This window comes from Stenotrophomonas sp. YJH_SMC_130 (assembly GCF_059369035.1).
Genome location: NZ_JCAFSH010000028.1, coordinates 1 through 16,717, shown reverse-complemented (window position 1 = coordinate 16,717; position 16,717 = coordinate 1). Strand labels below are relative to the sequence as shown.

Genomic DNA, 16,717 nt, shown 5'->3' with positions numbered 1-16,717 from the left:
CCGCACCACCGACATCACCGGCGCCGCCAAGCTGCCGGAAGGCGTCGAAATGGTGATGCCGGGTGACAACGTCAAGATGGAAGTCACCCTGATCAACCCGGTGGCCATGGACGAAGGCCTGCGCTTCGCCATCCGCGAAGGTGGCCGTACCGTCGGCGCCGGCGTGGTCTCGAAGATCATCGAGTAAGCCTGCAGTACCGGTGGTTGCATAGCGCCGCCGGTTACGCGAATGGCGGGCCGGGAACCTCGGTCCGCCTTCGCCGTCTAAGGGAAGGCAAGTTTTCAACGTACGCCAGTAGCTCAATTGGCAGAGCAGCGGTCTCCAAAACCGCAGGTTGGGGGTTCGAGTCCCTCCTGGCGTGCCATCTGCCCACCTTATCCAGCGGCCTGGGCCGCTAAAGCAGACACAGCCGGATGAATAGCAAGATCGAACACTCCAAGGACAACTCCGCCAACGGTGGAGATATCGTCAAGTATGTCGCCGCATCGCTGCTGGTGCTGGCCGGTCTGTTCGTCTGGTTCTGGTTCTCCGCCGACTCCGGTCGCGCCGCCCAGCTGGGTGCGTGGGCGGGTCAGCTGCGTGCATTGGCGGTCGTGGTCGGTCTGGTTGGCGGTATCGGCGTGTTCATGCTGACCGGCAAGGGGCGCGACACCCGCGAATTCCTCTCCGAGTCGCGCTTCGAACTGCGCAAGGTGGTCTGGCCGACGCGCCAGGAAGCCGTCCGCATGACCTGGGTCGTGATCGTCGTGGTGCTCATCCTCAGTCTTCTGCTGGGTGGCTTCGACTTCCTGATCCAGAAACTGACTCAGTGGTTCCTGAGCCGCTAAGGAGAATTGCATGAAGCGTTGGTACGTCGTTCACGCCTATTCGGGCTTTGAGAAGTCGGTGGCGCAGGCTCTGCGCGATCGCATCGTCCGTGACGGCATGGAAGAGCGCTTCGGCGACGTCCTGGTCCCGACCGAGGAAGTGGTCGAGATGCGCGCCGGCCAGAAACGCCGTTCCGAGCGCAAGTTCTTCCCGGGTTACGTGCTGGTCCAGATCGAGACCCACGAGGAAGCCGGCATTCCGCGCATCGACAACGAAAGCTGGCATCTGGTCAAGGAAACCCCGCGGGTCATGGGCTTCATCGGCGGCACCGCCGATCGTCCGCTGCCGATCGCCGATTCCGAGGCCGAGGCCATCCTGAACCGCGTTCAGGAGGGTGTCGAGAAGCCGCGTCCGAAGGTGCTGTTCGAGCCGGGCCAGATGGTCCGCGTCACCGACGGTCCGTTCAACGATTTCAATGGCGTCGTCGAAGAAGTCAACTACGAGAAGAGCCGTCTGCGCGTCTCGGTGCTGATCTTCGGTCGTGCCACTCCGGTCGAGCTGGAGTTCGGCCAGGTCGAAAAGGCCGTCTGACCTGTCCTGTCGAGTCGAGCCATGCTCGACTCCGGGGTCTGGATGGTGCGGTAGTCGGGCATGGCTCGACTCTCCAAAGGGAACCGGGCCTGGCCCGGTTTCGTTCGTTTACCTGCCGCTTCAGGCATGTGAAGAAAAAACCTGTTATAGTGCGCGGCTCCCCGCTGGGGAAGCCAGCAGGACGAGGCCGCCGCAAGGTGGCCTTCAGCATGATTTCAAAACGCGATGCCGGGACGCGTGATTCCCGGTCCGATGGGGAGCCTGTTGTCGAAAGGCGCTAGCACCCGGAGAGCACTCACATGGCAAAGAAAGTTGTCGGTTACATCAAGCTGCAGGTGAAGGCCGGTCAGGCCAACCCCTCGCCGCCGGTCGGTCCTGCGCTGGGTCAGCGTGGCCTGAACATCATGGAATTCTGCAAGGCGTTCAACGCTGCCACGCAGAAGCTCGAGCCGGGTCTGCCGGTTCCGGTGATCATCACGGCCTACTCGGACCGTACGTTCACCTTCATCACCAAGAGCACCCCGGCTACCACCCTGCTGAAGAAGGCTGCTGGCATCTCGTCGGGCTCCAAGCGCCCGAACACCGAGAAGGTCGGCAAGGTCACCCGTAAGCAGCTGGAAGAGATCGCCAAGGCGAAGGAACCGGATCTGACTGCCGCCGACCTGGACGCCGCCGTGCGTACCATCGCTGGCTCTGCCCGTTCCATGGGCCTCGTGGTGGAGGGTTAATAAGATGGCACAGACCAAGCGTGAGAAGGCCATCAAGGCCGCCGTCGTTCCGGGCAAGGCATACGCCTTCGAGGACGCGATCAACATCCTGAAGACCGCCACCAAGGCCAAGTTCGTCGAGTCGATCGACGTCGCCGTGCGCCTGGGCGTCGATGCGAAGAAGTCCGACCAGCAGGTCCGTGGCTCCACCGTGCTGCCGGCCGGTACCGGCAAGTCGGTCCGCGTCGCCGTGTTCGCTCCGGCCGGTGCCAAAGCTGACGAAGCCCTGGCTGCTGGCGCCGACGCCGTCGGTATGGATGACCTGGCCGAGAAGATGCAGGCCGGCGATCTGAACTACGACGTCGTCATCGCGACCCCGGACGCCATGCGCGTCGTCGGTAAGCTGGGCACCGTGCTGGGCCCGCGCGGCCTGATGCCGAACCCGAAGGTCGGCACCGTTTCCCCGAACCCGGGTGAAGCCGTGAAGAACGCCAAGTCGGGTCAGGTCCGTTACCGCACCGACAAGGCCGGCATCATCCACTGCACCATCGGCAAGGCCGACTTCGCCGAAGACGCGCTGAAGTCGAACCTGACCGCGCTGCTGCTGGACCTGATCAAGGCCAAGCCGGCCACCTCGAAGGGCACCTACCTGCAGAAGGTTTCGGTCAGCTCGACGATGGGCCCGGGCGTCACCGTCGACCAGTCGTCGCTGACCCTGAAGTAATTGTTTCAAGCGGTCACGGTGCCCCGGGTGCCGTGACCGTGACATTTGAAGGCATCGCTGGCAGTGCATCGCCCGCGGTAGCCGTCAAAGACCGCAGGCGCGGTCGTGGCAATACCGGCGACGGGCATGGAAGCTCGATCTGGCAAGGAGTCGCCGCCGGAGCAGTCAGGAGCGCTTAATCGATTCCCCGGAATCACCCTGCGTAGATGGTGCCCTTCTGGAGTTTTTCTGGTTCACGCACGTCTGGGTTTCCCAGGTTGGCCCACTCCAGGTCTAGAACGGCCCACCCCCGGAACATCATCCCGATGTTCCCGGCGTCCAGGATGGATGCCGCACAGGACCGCACACGGCAGGAGCCGTAAGCGGAGTTCAATAGGAGGAGTGCAATGGCTCTCAATCTGTCCCAGAAGCAAGAAGTAGTCGCCGAGCTGGCAGACGTCGCCGCCAAGGCCCACTCCTTGATCGCAGCCGAATACGCTGGCACCACGGTCGCCCAGATGACCGCGATGCGCAAGCAGGCTCGTGAAACCGGTGTTTTCTTGAAGGTTGTCAAGAACACCCTGGCTTCGCGCGCCGTTGAAGGCACCGAGTTCGCAGTCGCCCAGGACCAGATGGTTGGTCCGCTGCTGTACGCGTTCTCGCTCGAGGAGCCCGGCGCTGCCGGTCGCCTGATCAAGGAAGCCGCCAAGGGCAACGACAAGCTGAAGGCTAAGGTCGTCGCCATCGGTGGTGAAGTGTTCCCGGCGAGCCACGTCGACGTGCTGGCATCGCTGCCGACCCGCGACCAGGCCCTGGCCATGCTGGCCCGCGTCCTGACCGAGCCGGTCACGATGTTTGCCCGCGCCATCAAGGCCGTTGGCGAGAAGCAGGGTGGTGGCGATGTCGCCGCTGACGCTGCCGAGCCGGCCGCCGAGACCGCCTGAGTTTCGACTTACCGTGGTTCCTGACGGAACCTCAATCCAGAAAATCATCCAAAGGTATTAATCATGTCCCTTACCAACGAACAGATCGTCGACGCCATCGCCGAGAAGTCCCTGATGGAAGTGATGGAGCTGGTCAAGGCCATCGAAGAGAAGTTCGGCGTCTCCGCCGCTGCTCCGGTTGCCGTGGCTGCTGCCGCTGGCCCGGCTGCTGCTGTTGAAGAGCAGACCGAATTCGTCGTCACCCTGAAGACTGCCGGCGAGAAGAAGGTCGAAGTCATCAAGGCCGTCCGCGCCATCACCGGCCTGGGCCTGAAGGAAGCGAAGGACCTGGCCGAAGCCGGCGGCGTCCTGAAGGACAACGCTTCGAAGGAAGAAGCCGAGAAGATGAAGAAGGACCTGGAAGCTGCTGGCGCGACTGTCGAAGTCAAGTAAGCAGTTACCTTGCATCGTCACCGATTCGCGGCGATGCAGCCAAGGCTGGGGGCGTAAGCCCCCGGCCTTTGGTCGTTGTAGCGGTGTTGTAGATCCGCGCCATGCGTGGATGTGAAAAAAGCAGGAAAAAGCCCAACACGGGCTGCAGTCAAACCCCGGCAGGCCAGCGCCGAGCGCGGCAGCGGGGGAGTGGTAGCAGACGAGTTGGCAGTTGGAAGTAGCGGGAGAAGGCGTGCTGGTGCCGGCAATACCAGCGACTTCCAACTGACAATTTCAAGTTCCCTTCGGATCGTGGGCGCACGATCCGCACAACAAGGTGGAAGACCTCATGACGTCCTATTCGTTCACCGAAAAAAAGCGTATCCGCAAGGATTTCGGCAAGCAGCGCTCGATTCTCGAAGTGCCGTTCCTGCTCGCCATCCAGGTGGATTCCTATCGTGAATTCCTGCAGGAAAACGTCGATCCGGCCAAGCGCACGGACCACGGCCTGCACGCTGCGCTGAAGTCGGTCTTCCCGATCGCCAGCTACAGCGGCAACGCTGCCCTGGAATACGTCGGCTACAAGCTGGGCGAACCGGTCTTCGACGAGCGTGAGTGCCGCCAGCGCGGCATGAGCTACGGCGCCCCGCTGCGCGTGACCGTGCGCCTGGTGATCTACGACCGTGAGTCGTCGACCAAGGCCATCAAGTACGTGAAGGAGCAGGAGGTCTATCTGGGCGAAATCCCGCTGATGACCGAGAACGGCACCTTCATCGTCAACGGCACCGAGCGCGTCATCGTCTCCCAGCTGCACCGCTCGCCGGGCGTGTTCTTCGACCACGACCGTGGCAAGACCCACAGCTCGGGCAAGCTGCTGTACAGCGCCCGCATCATTCCCTACCGCGGCTCCTGGCTGGACTTCGAGTTCGACCCGAAGGACGCGCTGTTCACCCGTATCGACCGCCGCCGCAAGCTGCCGGTGTCGATCCTGCTGCGCGCGCTCGGCTACAGCAACGAAGAGATGCTGGCCGAGTTCTTCGAGATCAACACCTTCCACATCAACCCGGATGAAGGCGTCCAGCTGGAGCTGGTGCCGGAGCGCCTGCGTGGCGAGACCCTGGGCTTCGACCTCGCCGACGGCGACAAGGTCATCGTGGAAGCCGGCAAGCGCATCACCGCGCGCCACATCAAGCAGCTGGAAGCCTCGGGCATCGCCGCCCTGGCCGTGCCGGACGACTACATCGTCGGCCGCATCCTGTCGCACGACGTGGTCGATGCCTCGACCGGCGAACTGCTGGCCCAGGCCAACGACGAGATCACGGACGAGCAGCTGCAGGCCTTCCGCAAGGCCGGTGTGGATGCCGTGGGCACCCTGTGGGTGAACGACCTGGATCGTGGCCCGTACCTGTCCAACACCCTGCGTATCGACCCGACCAAGACCCAGCTGGAAGCCCTGGTCGAGATCTACCGCATGATGCGTCCGGGCGAGCCGCCGACCAAGGATGCCGCGCAGAACCTGTTCCACAACCTGTTCTTCACCTTCGAGCGCTACGACCTGTCCGCGGTCGGCCGCATGAAGTTCAACCGTCGCGTGGGCCGCAAGGAAACCACCGGCGAAGCCGTGCTGTACGACAGCAAGTACTTCGGCGAGCGCAACGACGAAGAGTCCAAGCGCCTGGTCGCTGCCCACGGCGAAAGCTCCGACATCCTGGACGTGATCAAGGTCCTGACCGAGATCCGCAACGGTCGCGGCGTGGTCGACGACATCGATCACCTGGGCAACCGTCGCGTGCGTTCGGTCGGCGAAATGGCCGAGAACGTGTTCCGCGTCGGCCTGGTCCGCGTCGAGCGTGCGGTCAAGGAGCGCCTGTCGATGGCCGAATCGGAAGGCCTGACCCCGCAGGAACTGATCAACGCCAAGCCGGTCGCCGCTGCCATCAAGGAGTTCTTCGGCTCCTCGCAGCTGTCGCAGTTCATGGACCAGAACAACCCGCTGTCGGAAGTGACCCACAAGCGCCGCGTCTCGGCCCTGGGCCCGGGCGGCCTGACCCGTGAGCGCGCCGGCTTCGAAGTGCGCGACGTGCACCCGACCCATTACGGCCGCGTCTGCACCATCGAAACCCCGGAAGGCCCGAACATCGGCCTGATCAACTCGCTGGCCGTGTACGCCCGCACCAACAAGTACGGTTTCCTCGAGACCCCGTACCGCAAGGTCGTGGACGGCAAGGTCTATGACGAAGTCGAGTTCCTGTCGGCCATTGAAGAGAACGAGTACGTCATTGCGCAGGCCAACGCGCTGACCGACGCCAAGGGCACCCTGACCGAGCAGTTCGTTCCGTGCCGCTTCCAGGGCGAATCGCTGCTGAAGCCGCCGGCGGAAGTCCACTTCATGGACGTTTCGCCGATGCAGACCGTCTCGATCGCGGCCGCGCTGGTTCCGTTCCTGGAGCACGATGACGCGAACCGCGCACTGATGGGCGCCAACATGCAGCGTCAGGCCGTGCCGACCCTGCGTTCGCAGAAGCCGCTGGTCGGTACCGGCATCGAGCGCGCAGTGGCGCGTGACTCGGGTGTGACCGTGAACGCCCGTCGTGGTGGCGAGATCGTGCAGATCGACGCCGCCCGCATCGTGGTCAAGGTCAATGAGGAAGAGATCGTTGGCGCCACCGACGCCGGCGTGGACATCTACAACCTGGTCAAGTACACCCGGTCGAACCAGAACACCTGCATCAACCAGCGTCCGCTGGTCCAGGTGGGTGACGTCATCGCCCGCGGTGACGTGCTGGCCGACGGTCCGTCCACCGACATCGGCGAGCTGGCCCTGGGCCAGAACATGCTGATCGCGTTCATGCCGTGGAACGGCTACAACTTCGAAGACTCCATCCTGCTCTCCGAGCGCGTGGTGGAAGAGGATCGCTACACCACGATCCACATCGAAGAGCTGACCTGCGTCGCGCGTGACACCAAGCTGGGGCCGGAGGAAATCTCCGCCGACATCCCGAACGTCTCCGAGCAGGCGCTGAACCGCCTGGACGAGAGCGGCGTGGTGTACATCGGTGCCGAAGTGCGCGCCGGCGACATCCTGGTCGGCAAGGTCACCCCGAAGGGCGAAAGCCAGCTGACCCCGGAAGAGAAGCTGCTCCGCGCGATCTTCGGCGAGAAGGCTTCGGACGTTAAGGACAGCTCGCTGCGCGTTCCGCCGGGCATGGACGGCACCGTCATCGACGTGCAGGTCTTCACCCGCGACGGCATCGAGAAGGACAAGCGCGCGCGCCAGATCGAAGAGTCCGAAATCAAGCGCGTCAAGAAGGACTTCGATGACCAGTTCCGCATCCTGGAAGCTGCCATCTACATGCGTCTGCGTTCGCAGATCGTGGGCAAGGTGGTCAATGGTGGTGCTGGCCTGAAGAAGGGTGACGTGATCACCGACGCCTTCCTCGACGGCCTGAAGAAGTCTGACTGGTTCGCCCTGCGCATGAAGGACGAGGACGCCTCGGAAGCCATCGAGCGCGCCCAGAAGCAGATCCAGGCGCACGAGAAGGAATTCGAGCGTCGCTTCGCCGACAAGCGCGGCAAGATCACCGCGGGCGACGACCTCGCCCCGGGCGTGCTGAAGATGGTCAAGGTGTTCCTGGCGGTGAAGCGCCGCATCCAGCCGGGCGACAAGATGGCAGGCCGCCACGGCAACAAGGGTGTGGTGTCCAACGTGGTGCCGGTCGAGGACATGCCGTACATGGCCTCGGGCGAGACCGTGGACATCGTGCTGAACCCGCTGGGCGTGCCGTCGCGTATGAACATCGGCCAGATCCTGGAAGTGCACCTGGGCTGGGCCGCCAAGGGCCTGGGTCGCAAGATCCAGGCGATGCTGGAAGCCCAGGCGGCGGTGGCCGACCTGCGCAAGTTCCTGGACGACATCTACAACCACGACGACACCAACGTGGCCAACCGTGTCGACCTGTCGCAGTTCAGCGACGAGGAACTGCTGCGCCTGGCCCGCAACCTGACCGACGGCGTGCCGATGGCCACCCCGGTCTTCGACGGCGCCACCGAAGCGGAAATCAAGCGCATGCTGGAACTGGCCGACCTGCCGAGCAGTGGCCAGACCCAGCTGTACGACGGCCGCACCGGTGAAGCCTTCGACCGCCATACCACCGTCGGTTACATGCACTACCTGAAGCTGAACCACCTGGTCGACGACAAGATGCACGCCCGTTCGACCGGTCCGTACTCGCTCGTCACCCAGCAGCCGCTGGGCGGCAAGGCGCAGTTCGGCGGCCAGCGCTTCGGTGAAATGGAAGTCTGGGCGCTGGAAGCCTACGGCGCGGCCTACACCCTGCAGGAAATGCTGACGGTGAAGTCCGATGACGTGCAGGGCCGCAACCAGATGTACAAGAACATCGTCGACGGCGAGCACGAGATGGTCGCGGGCATGCCGGAATCCTTCAACGTGCTCGTGAAGGAAATCCGCTCGCTGGCCATCAACATGGAACTGGAAGACAACTGATCCATGCCGGCGCGGCGGTCCGCCGCCGCGCCGCTGGCAGTGAACTGAAAGCCCATCGACACAGCATTCCTCCTTCTGGAGAACACCATGAAAGACCTGCTCAACCTCTTCAACCAGCAGCGCCAGACGCTGGACTTCGACGCGATCAAGATCGCGCTGGCCTCGCCGGACCTGATCCGTTCGTGGTCCTTCGGCGAAGTGAAGAAGCCGGAAACCATCAACTACCGTACCTTCAAGCCGGAACGCGACGGCCTGTTCTGCGCCGCCATCTTCGGCCCGGTGAAGGACTACGAGTGCCTGTGCGGCAAGTACAAGCGCATGAAGCACCGCGGCGTGGTCTGCGAAAAGTGCGGCACCGAAGTGACCCTGGCCAAGGTGCGTCGTGAGCGCATGGGCCACATCGACCTGGCTTCGCCGGTCGCGCACATCTGGTTCCTCAAGTCGCTGCCGTCGCGCATTGGCCTGATGCTGGACATGACCCTGCGCGACATCGAGCGCGTGCTGTACTTCGAAGCGTACGTGGTGACCGAGCCGGGCCTGACCGCCCTGGAGCGCCGCCAGCTGCTGACCGAAGAACAGTACCTGCAGGCCCGCCAGGAGCACGGCGACGACTTCGACGCCGCCATGGGCGCCGAGGCCGTCTACGAACTGCTGCGCACGATCGACCTGCAGTCGGAGATGACCCGCCTGCGCGAGGAAATCGCCGCTACCGGTTCGGAAACCAAGCTCAAGCGCCTCACCAAGCGCATCAAGCTGATCGAAGCCTTCCTGGAATCGGGCAACCGTCCGGAATGGATGGTCATGACCGTGCTGCCGGTGCTGCCGCCGGACCTGCGTCCGCTGGTTCCGCTGGATGGCGGCCGCTTCGCGACCTCCGACCTGAACGACCTGTACCGCCGCGTCATCAACCGCAACAACCGCCTGCGCCGCCTGCTCGAACTGAGCGCGCCGGACATCATCGTGCGCAATGAAAAGCGCATGCTGCAGGAATCGGTCGATGCGCTGCTGGACAACGGCCGTCGCGGCCGTGCCATCACCGGCACCAACAAGCGCCCGCTGAAGTCGCTGGCCGACATGATCAAGGGCAAGCAGGGTCGCTTCCGCCAGAACCTGCTCGGCAAGCGCGTCGACTACTCTGGCCGTTCGGTCATCGTGGTCGGTCCGTACCTGCGCCTGCACCAGTGCGGCCTGCCGAAGAAGATGGCGCTCGAGCTGTTCAAGCCGTTCGTCTTCGCCAAGCTGCAGCGTCGTGGCCTGGCCACCACCATCAAGGCTGCCAAGAAGCTGGTCGAGCGCGAAGAAGCCGAAGTCTGGGACATCCTGGAAGAGGTCATCCGCGAGCATCCGGTGATGCTGAACCGTGCGCCGACCCTGCACCGCCTGGGCATCCAGGCGTTCGAGCCGGTACTGATCGAGGGCAAGGCCATCCAGCTGCACCCGCTGGTCTGCACCGCGTTCAACGCCGACTTCGACGGTGACCAGATGGCCGTCCACGTGCCGCTCTCGCTGGAAGCCCAGCTGGAAGCGCGTGCGCTGATGATGTCGACCAACAACATCCTGTCGCCGGCCAACGGCGAGCCGATCATCGTGCCGTCGCAGGACGTCGTGCTGGGTCTGTACTACATGACCCGCTCGCTGGAGAACAAGAAGGGCGAGGGCATGGCCTTCGCCAACATCGCCGAAGTCAAGCGCGCCTACGACAACCGCGTGGTGGAACTGCACGCCAAGGTCAAGGTCCGCATCACCGAGGTGGTGACCGACGAAGACGGCAACAAGCAGAACAAGACCTCGATCGTGGACACCACGATCGGTCGCGCCCTGCTGGCTGAAATCCTGCCGGAAGGCCTGCCGTTCGCGCTGGCCAATGTCGAGCTGACCAAGAAGAACATCAGCCGCCTGATCAACTCCAGCTACCGCCAGCTCGGCCTGAAGGACACGGTCGTGTTCGCCGACAAGCTGATGTACACCGGCTTCGCCTATGCGACCCGCGCCGGCGTCTCGATCGGCATCGACGACATGCTGATCCCGGACGAGAAGAAGGGCATCCTCACCGAGGCCGAAGCCGAAGTGCTGGAAATCCAGGAGCAGTACCAGTCGGGCCTGGTCACCGCCGGCGAGCGCTACAACAAGGTGGTCGACATCTGGTCGCGCACCAACGAGCGCATCGCCAAGGCGATGATGGACACCATCGGTACCGAGAAGGTCGTCAATGCCAAGGGCGAGACCATCGACCAGAAGTCGATGAACTCGCTGTACATCATGGCCGACTCCGGTGCGCGTGGTTCGCAGGCGCAGATCCGTCAGCTGGCCGGCATGCGTGGCCTGATGGCCCGCCCGGACGGCTCGATCATCGAGACGCCCATCAAGGCGAACTTCCGCGAAGGCCTGAACGTGCAGGAGTACTTCAACTCCACCCACGGTGCCCGTAAGGGTCTGGCCGATACCGCGCTGAAGACCGCGAACTCGGGTTACCTGACCCGTCGCCTGGTCGACGTGGCGCAGGACGTGGTGATCACCGAAGTGGATTGCGGTACCACCGAAGGCCTGATCATGACCCCGATCGTGGAAGGCGGCGACGTGGTCGAGCCGCTGAAGGATCGCGTGCTGGGCCGCGTGGTTGCCGAGGACGTGTTCCTGCCGGGCAACGACGAAGATCCGATCGTCACCCGCAACACCCTGCTGGACGAAGCCTGGGTTGCCAAGCTGGAAGATGCCGGCGTGCAGACCATCAAGGTCCGCTCAACCATCTCCTGTGAATCGGCTTTCGGTGTCTGCTCGCGCTGCTACGGCCGCGACCTGGCGCGTGGCCACCTGGTCAACATCGGTGAAGCGGTCGGCGTCATCGCCGCCCAGTCCATCGGTGAGCCGGGTACCCAGCTGACCATGCGTACGTTCCACATCGGTGGTGCGGCGTCGCGAGCTGCTGCGGTCGACAACATCACCGTCAAGACCACCGGCTCGGTCAAGTTCAGCAACCTCAAGTCCGTGGAGCACGCCAACGGCTCGCTGGTGGCGGTGTCGCGCTCGGGCGAAATCTCGGTGCTCGATGCGCACGGCCGTGAGCGTGAGCGTTACAAGCTGCCGTACGGTGCGACCATCACGTCCAAGGACGGTGATGCGATCAAGGCTGGCCAGACCGTGGCCAACTGGGATCCGCATAACCACCCGATCGTGTCGGAAGTGGCCGGCTTCATCCGCTTCATCGACTTCGTCGACGGCGTCACCGTCATCGAGAAGACCGACGAGCTGACCGGCCTGGCCTCGCGCGAAATCACCGATCCGAAGCGTCGTGGTACCCAGGCCAAGGACCTGCGCCCGATCGTGCGCATCGTCGACGCCAAGGGCAACGACCTGTCGATCCCGGGCACCGACCTGCCGGCGCAGTACCTGCTGCCGCCGCGTTCGATCGTCAACCTGCAGGACGGCGCCCCGGTGGGCGTGGGCGACGTCGTCGCCAAGATCCCGCAGGAAGCGTCGAAGACCCGCGACATCACCGGTGGTCTGCCGCGCGTGGCCGACCTGTTCGAAGCGCGCAAGCCGAAGGATCCGGCGGTGCTGGCCGAGCGTTCGGGCATCATCAGCTTCGGCAAGGACACCAAGGGCAAGCAGCGCCTGATCATCAAGGACACTGATGGTTCGGAGCACGAAGAGCTGATCCCGAAGTACCGCCAGGTCATCGTGTTTGAAGGCGAGCATGTCACCAAGGGTGAAACCATCGTGGACGGCGAGCCGAGCCCGCAGGACATCCTGCGCCTGCTGGGTGTCGAGCCGCTGGCTGCCTACCTGGTCAAGGAAATCCAGGACGTGTACCGCCTGCAGGGCGTGAAGATCAACGACAAGCACATCGAGGTGATCACCCGCCAGATGCTGCGCAAGGTCGAGATCACCGACCAGGGCAGCAGCAAGTTCCTGAACGGCGAACAGGTGGAGCGCCAGCGCGTTATCGAGGAGAATGCGCGCCTGTCGACCCGCAACGAACTGCCGGCGCGCTTCGATCCGGTCCTGCTGGGTATCACCAAGGCGTCGCTGGCGACCGAATCGTTCATCTCGGCGGCCTCCTTCCAGGAGACCACCCGAGTGCTGACCGAGGCTGCCGTCCGCGGTACCAAGGACAACCTGCGTGGCCTGAAGGAAAACGTCATCGTCGGCCGCCTGATTCCGGCCGGTACCGGCCTGTCCTACCACAGCAGCCGCCGTCGCGGCGCTTCCGGTCTCACCGACTCGGAAATGCAGACCCTGGCCGGCACCCCGGCTGCGGTCGAGTCCCCGGTGGTTGAAGCCGAAGCTGAACAGGCCTCGGGCGAAGAATGAGGTATCCGGTCCGGCCGCAAGGCCGGACCACCCCATCGGTCCATCGATGGGATTGGGAAAGGGCAGGGGAGATCGTCCGCGATCGACCCAGCCAACCTGAACGGGGTACATGGAGGCCCCCCAGTAACGTCCCGGGATCAGGGACGGGCTTGACAGGAGGCGTTTGACTGCTTTCCTTGCAGGTTGCTACAATCGTCTGTCTCAGCAGGCCAAAATTTCGGCCTGCTTTAACATTTCCGCATCTCTGGTCGGATTTTCCGGCCACCAATCAGAAGAACCTACTGATGGCGACGATCAACCAGCTGGTCCGCAAGCCGCGGCAAGCGACCACCTACAAGAGTGCCTCGCCGGCGCTCGACAAGTGCCCGCAGCGCCGTGGCGTCTGCACCCGTGTCTACACCACCACTCCGAAGAAGCCGAACTCGGCTCTGCGCAAGGTTGCCAAGGTCCGCCTGACCAACCAGGAAGAAGTGATTTCCTACATCGGTGGTGAAGGCCACAACCTGCAGGAGCACTCCGTGGTCCTGATCCGCGGCGGTCGCGTCAAGGACCTGCCGGGTGTGCGTTACCACACCGTTCGTGGCTCGCTCGACGCCGCCGGCGTTGCCAAGCGTCGCCAGGCCCGTTCCAAGTACGGCGCCAAGCGTCCGAAGGCATAAGGAGAGAGCACTATGTCGCGTAAGGGTAATACTCCGCAGCGTTCCGTCCTGCCCGATCCGAAGCACGGAAGCGAAACCATCGCCCGTTTCATCAACATGGTCATGCAGAGCGGCAAGAAGTCCGTCGCCGAAAAGATCGTGTACGGCGCCATGGACGTGATCACCGAGAAGAACAGCAGCGCCAACGCCATTGAACTGGTGCAGAAGGCTCTGGACAACGTCGCTCCGGCGGTCGAAGTCAAGTCGCGCCGCGTCGGTGGTGCCACCTACCAGGTGCCGGTCGAAGTGCGTTCGTCGCGCAAGATGGCCCTGGCCATGCGCTGGCTGATCGACTCCGCGCGCAAGCGTGGTGAGAACACCATGCCGAAGAAGCTGGCTGCTGAACTGATCGACGCCTCGGAAAACCGCGGCGGCGCCATCAAGAAGCGCGAAGAAACCCACCGCATGGCCGAAGCCAACAAGGCATTCGCCCACTACCGCTGGTGAGTTTGACGGCCTTGTAAAACAGGCAGGGCAGCACCACTTCGGTGCGTGCTGCCTCGCGGTCCCAGAAGGACTGCGCCAATCCGAAGGCCGCCGAAAGGCGGCGTTCGGCCATCCGAAATCCAAGAAATCTGAGAGGCTCCCGTGGCCCGTTCCACTCCCATCGAGCGTTACCGTAACTTCGGCATCATGGCTCACATCGATGCCGGCAAGACCACCACGTCCGAGCGCATCCTGTTCTACACCGGCAAGAGCCACAAGATCGGTGAAGTGCACGACGGCGCCGCCACCATGGACTGGATGGAGCAGGAGCAGGAGCGTGGCATCACGATCCAGTCCGCTGCCACCACCGCGTTCTGGAAGGGCATGGACAAGTCCCTGCCGGAGCACCGCTTCAACATCATCGACACCCCCGGGCACGTCGACTTCACCATCGAAGTGGAGCGTTCGCTGCGCGTGCTCGACGGTGCCGTCTTCGTCCTGTGCGCCGTCGGTGGCGTGCAGCCGCAGTCGGAAACCGTGTGGCGCCAGGCCAACAAGTACCACGTGCCGCGCATCGCGTTCGTCAACAAGATGGACCGTACCGGTGCCAACTTCCAGAAGGTCGTCGGCCAGCTGAAGGCCAAGCTGGGCGCCGTTGCCGTGCCGATGCAGCTGCCGATCGGCGCTGAAGACAACTTCAAGGGCGTCGTCGACCTGCTGAAGATGAAGGCCATCCACTGGGATGAAGCTTCGCAGGGCATGAAGTTCGAATACAGCGACATCCCGGCCGAACTGCAGGGCCCGGCTGAAGAGGCTCGCCAGTTCATGGTCGAGACCGCTGCCGAAGCCAGCGAAGAGCTGATGGAAAAGTACCTGGGCGGCGAAGAGCTGGCCGAGGCTGAAATCATCAACGCGCTGCGTACCCGCACCCTGGCCACCGAGATCGTGCCGATGTACTGCGGCTCGGCCTTCAAGAACAAGGGCGTGCAGGCCATGCTGGACGGCGTGATCCAGCTGCTGCCGTCGCCGGTCGACGTGCCGGACGTGAAGGGCGTGGACGTTGACGACGACACCGTCGAAATGACCCGCAAGTCGGACGACAAGGCTCCGTTCTCGTCGCTGGCCTTCAAGATCATCACCGACCCGTTCGTCGGCGCGCTGACCTTCTTCCGTGTCTACTCGGGCACCCTGAACGGTGGCGACACCGTGCTGAACTCGGTGAAGGGCAAGAAGGAGCGCATCGGCCGCATCCTGCAGATGCACTCGAACAACCGCGAGGAAATCAAGGAAGTTCTGGCTGGTGACATCGCCGCTGCCGTGGGCCTGAAGGACACCACCACCGGTGACACCCTGTGCGCCGTGGACGCCCCGATCATCCTGGAGCGCATGACGTTCCCGGAGCCGGTGATCTCGATGGCCGTCGAGCCGAAGACCAAGTCGGACCAGGAAAAGATGGGCCTGGCCCTGGGCCGCCTGGCGCAGGAAGATCCGTCGTTCCGCGTCAAGACCGACGAAGAATCCGGCCAGACCATCATCTCGGGCATGGGCGAGCTGCACCTGGACATCATCGTTGACCGCCTGAAGCGCGAGTTCAACGTTGAAGCCAACGTCGGCGCGCCGCAGGTGGCCTACCGCGAAACCATCACCCTGGCCGACGTCAAGTCGGACTACAAGCACGCCAAGCAGTCCGGTGGTAAGGGTCAGTACGGTCACGTCGTGATCGAGCTGTCGCCGATCACCGCTGCCGACCGTGCCGATCCGAAGATCGCTCCGATGATCAAGGACGACTTCCTGTTCATCAACGACATCACCGGCGGCGTGATCCCGAAGGAATTCATCCCGTCGGTCGAGAAGGGCCTGCGCGAAACCATCACCAGCGGCCCGCTGGCTGGCTTCCCGGTCGTGGACGTCAAGGTGAAGCTGGTGTTCGGTTCGTACCACGACGTCGACTCCTCGGAAATGGCGTTCAAGCTGGCTTCGTCGATGGCCTTCAAGCAGGGCTTCGCCAAGGCCAAGCCGGTGCTGCTGGAGCCGATCATGAAGGTCGAGATCGTGACCCCGGAGGATTACCAGGGTGACGTGATGGGCGACGTCAGCCGTCGTCGCGGCGTGCTGCAGGGTTCCGACACCACCGGTGACGGTTCGGCCAGCATCATCAACGCGATGATCCCGCTGGGTGAAATGTTCGGCTACGCCACTGCGCTGCGTTCGCAGACCCAGGGCCGCGCCACCTTCACCATGGAATTCGATCACTACGAGCCGGCTCCGACCAACATCGCCGAAGCCGTCATGAAGAAGGGCTGAGCCTCGCTCAGCCTCTCTTGAAACCACTTACGAACAATCAAGGTATAGAACAATGGCAAAGGGTAAGTTCGAACGCACCAAGCCGCACGTCAACGTCGGCACCATCGGTCACGTCGACCACGGCAAGACCACGCTGACCGCCGCACTGACCAAGATCGGTGCCGAGCGTTTCGGTGGCGAGTTCAAGGACTACTCCTCGATCGACGCCGCGCCGGAAGAAAAGGCGCGTGGCATCACGATCTCGACCGCGCACGTCGAATACGAATCCCCGATCCGTCACTACGCCCACGTTGACTGCCCGGGCCACGCT

Annotated in this window: 13 protein-coding genes and 1 tRNA gene; all 14 read left to right on the top strand. The window is 63.5% G+C overall.

Going from position 1 to position 16,717, the window contains the following annotated elements; all coding sequences use genetic code 11:
- Positions 1-187: EF-Tu C-terminal domain-related protein (locus AC5P5V_RS17625; RefSeq protein ID WP_495215967.1), on the top strand; the 187-nt coding region annotated here is incomplete at its 5' end.
- A gap of 102 nt (positions 188-289) precedes the next feature.
- A tRNA-Trp gene (locus AC5P5V_RS17620) sits at positions 290-365 on the top strand.
- Positions 366-414: 49 nt separating this feature from the next.
- The gene (secE, locus tag AC5P5V_RS17615; RefSeq protein WP_004145202.1) at positions 415-828 is read left to right on the top strand and encodes a preprotein translocase subunit SecE; all 414 of its coding nucleotides are present in this window, start codon (positions 415-417) and stop codon (positions 826-828) included.
- Between the two features lie 10 nt (positions 829-838).
- The gene (nusG, locus tag AC5P5V_RS17610; RefSeq protein WP_004154362.1) at positions 839-1,399 is read left to right on the top strand and encodes a transcription termination/antitermination protein NusG; all 561 of its coding nucleotides are present in this window, start codon (positions 839-841) and stop codon (positions 1,397-1,399) included.
- 299 nt (positions 1,400-1,698) lie between these two features.
- The gene (gene rplK / locus AC5P5V_RS17605) at positions 1,699-2,127 is read left to right on the top strand and encodes a 50S ribosomal protein L11 (RefSeq protein WP_004145248.1); all 429 of its coding nucleotides are present in this window, start codon (positions 1,699-1,701) and stop codon (positions 2,125-2,127) included.
- A 4-nt stretch (positions 2,128-2,131) separates the two neighbouring features.
- Positions 2,132-2,830 carry a 50S ribosomal protein L1 gene (gene rplA, locus AC5P5V_RS17600; RefSeq protein ID WP_005415407.1) on the top strand — a complete coding sequence of 233 codons (699 nt, stop codon included), beginning with the start codon at positions 2,132-2,134 and terminating at the stop codon, positions 2,828-2,830.
- Between the two features lie 386 nt (positions 2,831-3,216).
- Positions 3,217-3,753 carry a 50S ribosomal protein L10 gene (gene rplJ / locus AC5P5V_RS17595; protein ID WP_005408203.1) on the top strand — a complete coding sequence of 179 codons (537 nt, stop codon included), beginning with the start codon at positions 3,217-3,219 and terminating at the stop codon, positions 3,751-3,753.
- 63 nt (positions 3,754-3,816) lie between these two features.
- The gene (gene rplL, locus AC5P5V_RS17590; protein WP_005415408.1) at positions 3,817-4,185 is read left to right on the top strand and encodes a 50S ribosomal protein L7/L12; all 369 of its coding nucleotides are present in this window, start codon (positions 3,817-3,819) and stop codon (positions 4,183-4,185) included.
- Positions 4,186-4,513: 328 nt separating this feature from the next.
- A complete protein-coding gene (gene rpoB / locus AC5P5V_RS17585; protein WP_005415409.1) occupies positions 4,514-8,668 on the top strand; it encodes a DNA-directed RNA polymerase subunit beta in 4,155 nt (1,384 codons plus the stop codon).
- 87 nt (positions 8,669-8,755) lie between these two features.
- Positions 8,756-12,979 carry a DNA-directed RNA polymerase subunit beta' gene (gene rpoC, locus AC5P5V_RS17580; RefSeq protein ID WP_061480645.1) on the top strand — a complete coding sequence of 1,408 codons (4,224 nt, stop codon included), beginning with the start codon at positions 8,756-8,758 and terminating at the stop codon, positions 12,977-12,979.
- 284 nt (positions 12,980-13,263) lie between these two features.
- Positions 13,264-13,638, top strand: a complete 375-nt coding sequence (gene rpsL / locus AC5P5V_RS17575; protein WP_004145320.1) for a 30S ribosomal protein S12 — start codon at positions 13,264-13,266, stop codon at positions 13,636-13,638.
- 12 nt (positions 13,639-13,650) lie between these two features.
- Positions 13,651-14,124: a 30S ribosomal protein S7 gene (gene rpsG / locus AC5P5V_RS17570; RefSeq protein WP_004145321.1), complete on the top strand. Its 474-nt coding sequence runs from the start codon at positions 13,651-13,653 to the stop codon at positions 14,122-14,124.
- Between the two features lie 141 nt (positions 14,125-14,265).
- Positions 14,266-16,407 (top strand): elongation factor G, encoded by a 2,142-nt coding sequence (gene fusA / locus AC5P5V_RS17565; protein ID WP_049414677.1) that lies wholly within the window; start codon positions 14,266-14,268, stop codon positions 16,405-16,407.
- A 52-nt stretch (positions 16,408-16,459) separates the two neighbouring features.
- Positions 16,460-16,717 (top strand): GTP-binding protein (locus tag AC5P5V_RS17560; RefSeq protein ID WP_308140924.1); only part of this gene is annotated, 258 nt, incomplete at its 3' end.

Excerpts from the sequence above, each read along its gene's own strand:
- rpsL (WP_004145320.1), top strand. The coding sequence starts at position 13,264 with ATGGCGACGATCAACCAGCTGGTCCGCAAGCCGCGGCAAGCGACCACC.
- rplK (WP_004145248.1), top strand. The coding sequence starts at position 1,699 with ATGGCAAAGAAAGTTGTCGGTTACATCAAGCTGCAGGTGAAGGCCGGT.
- rplJ (WP_005408203.1), top strand. The coding sequence starts at position 3,217 with ATGGCTCTCAATCTGTCCCAGAAGCAAGAAGTAGTCGCCGAGCTGGCA.
- rpsG (WP_004145321.1), top strand. The coding sequence starts at position 13,651 with ATGTCGCGTAAGGGTAATACTCCGCAGCGTTCCGTCCTGCCCGATCCG.
- rpoC (WP_061480645.1), top strand. The coding sequence starts at position 8,756 with ATGAAAGACCTGCTCAACCTCTTCAACCAGCAGCGCCAGACGCTGGAC.
- rplL (WP_005415408.1), top strand. The coding sequence starts at position 3,817 with ATGTCCCTTACCAACGAACAGATCGTCGACGCCATCGCCGAGAAGTCC.
- rpoB (WP_005415409.1), top strand. The coding sequence starts at position 4,514 with ATGACGTCCTATTCGTTCACCGAAAAAAAGCGTATCCGCAAGGATTTC.
- rplA (WP_005415407.1), top strand. The coding sequence starts at position 2,132 with ATGGCACAGACCAAGCGTGAGAAGGCCATCAAGGCCGCCGTCGTTCCG.
- nusG (WP_004154362.1), top strand. The coding sequence starts at position 839 with ATGAAGCGTTGGTACGTCGTTCACGCCTATTCGGGCTTTGAGAAGTCG.
- secE (WP_004145202.1), top strand. The coding sequence starts at position 415 with ATGAATAGCAAGATCGAACACTCCAAGGACAACTCCGCCAACGGTGGA.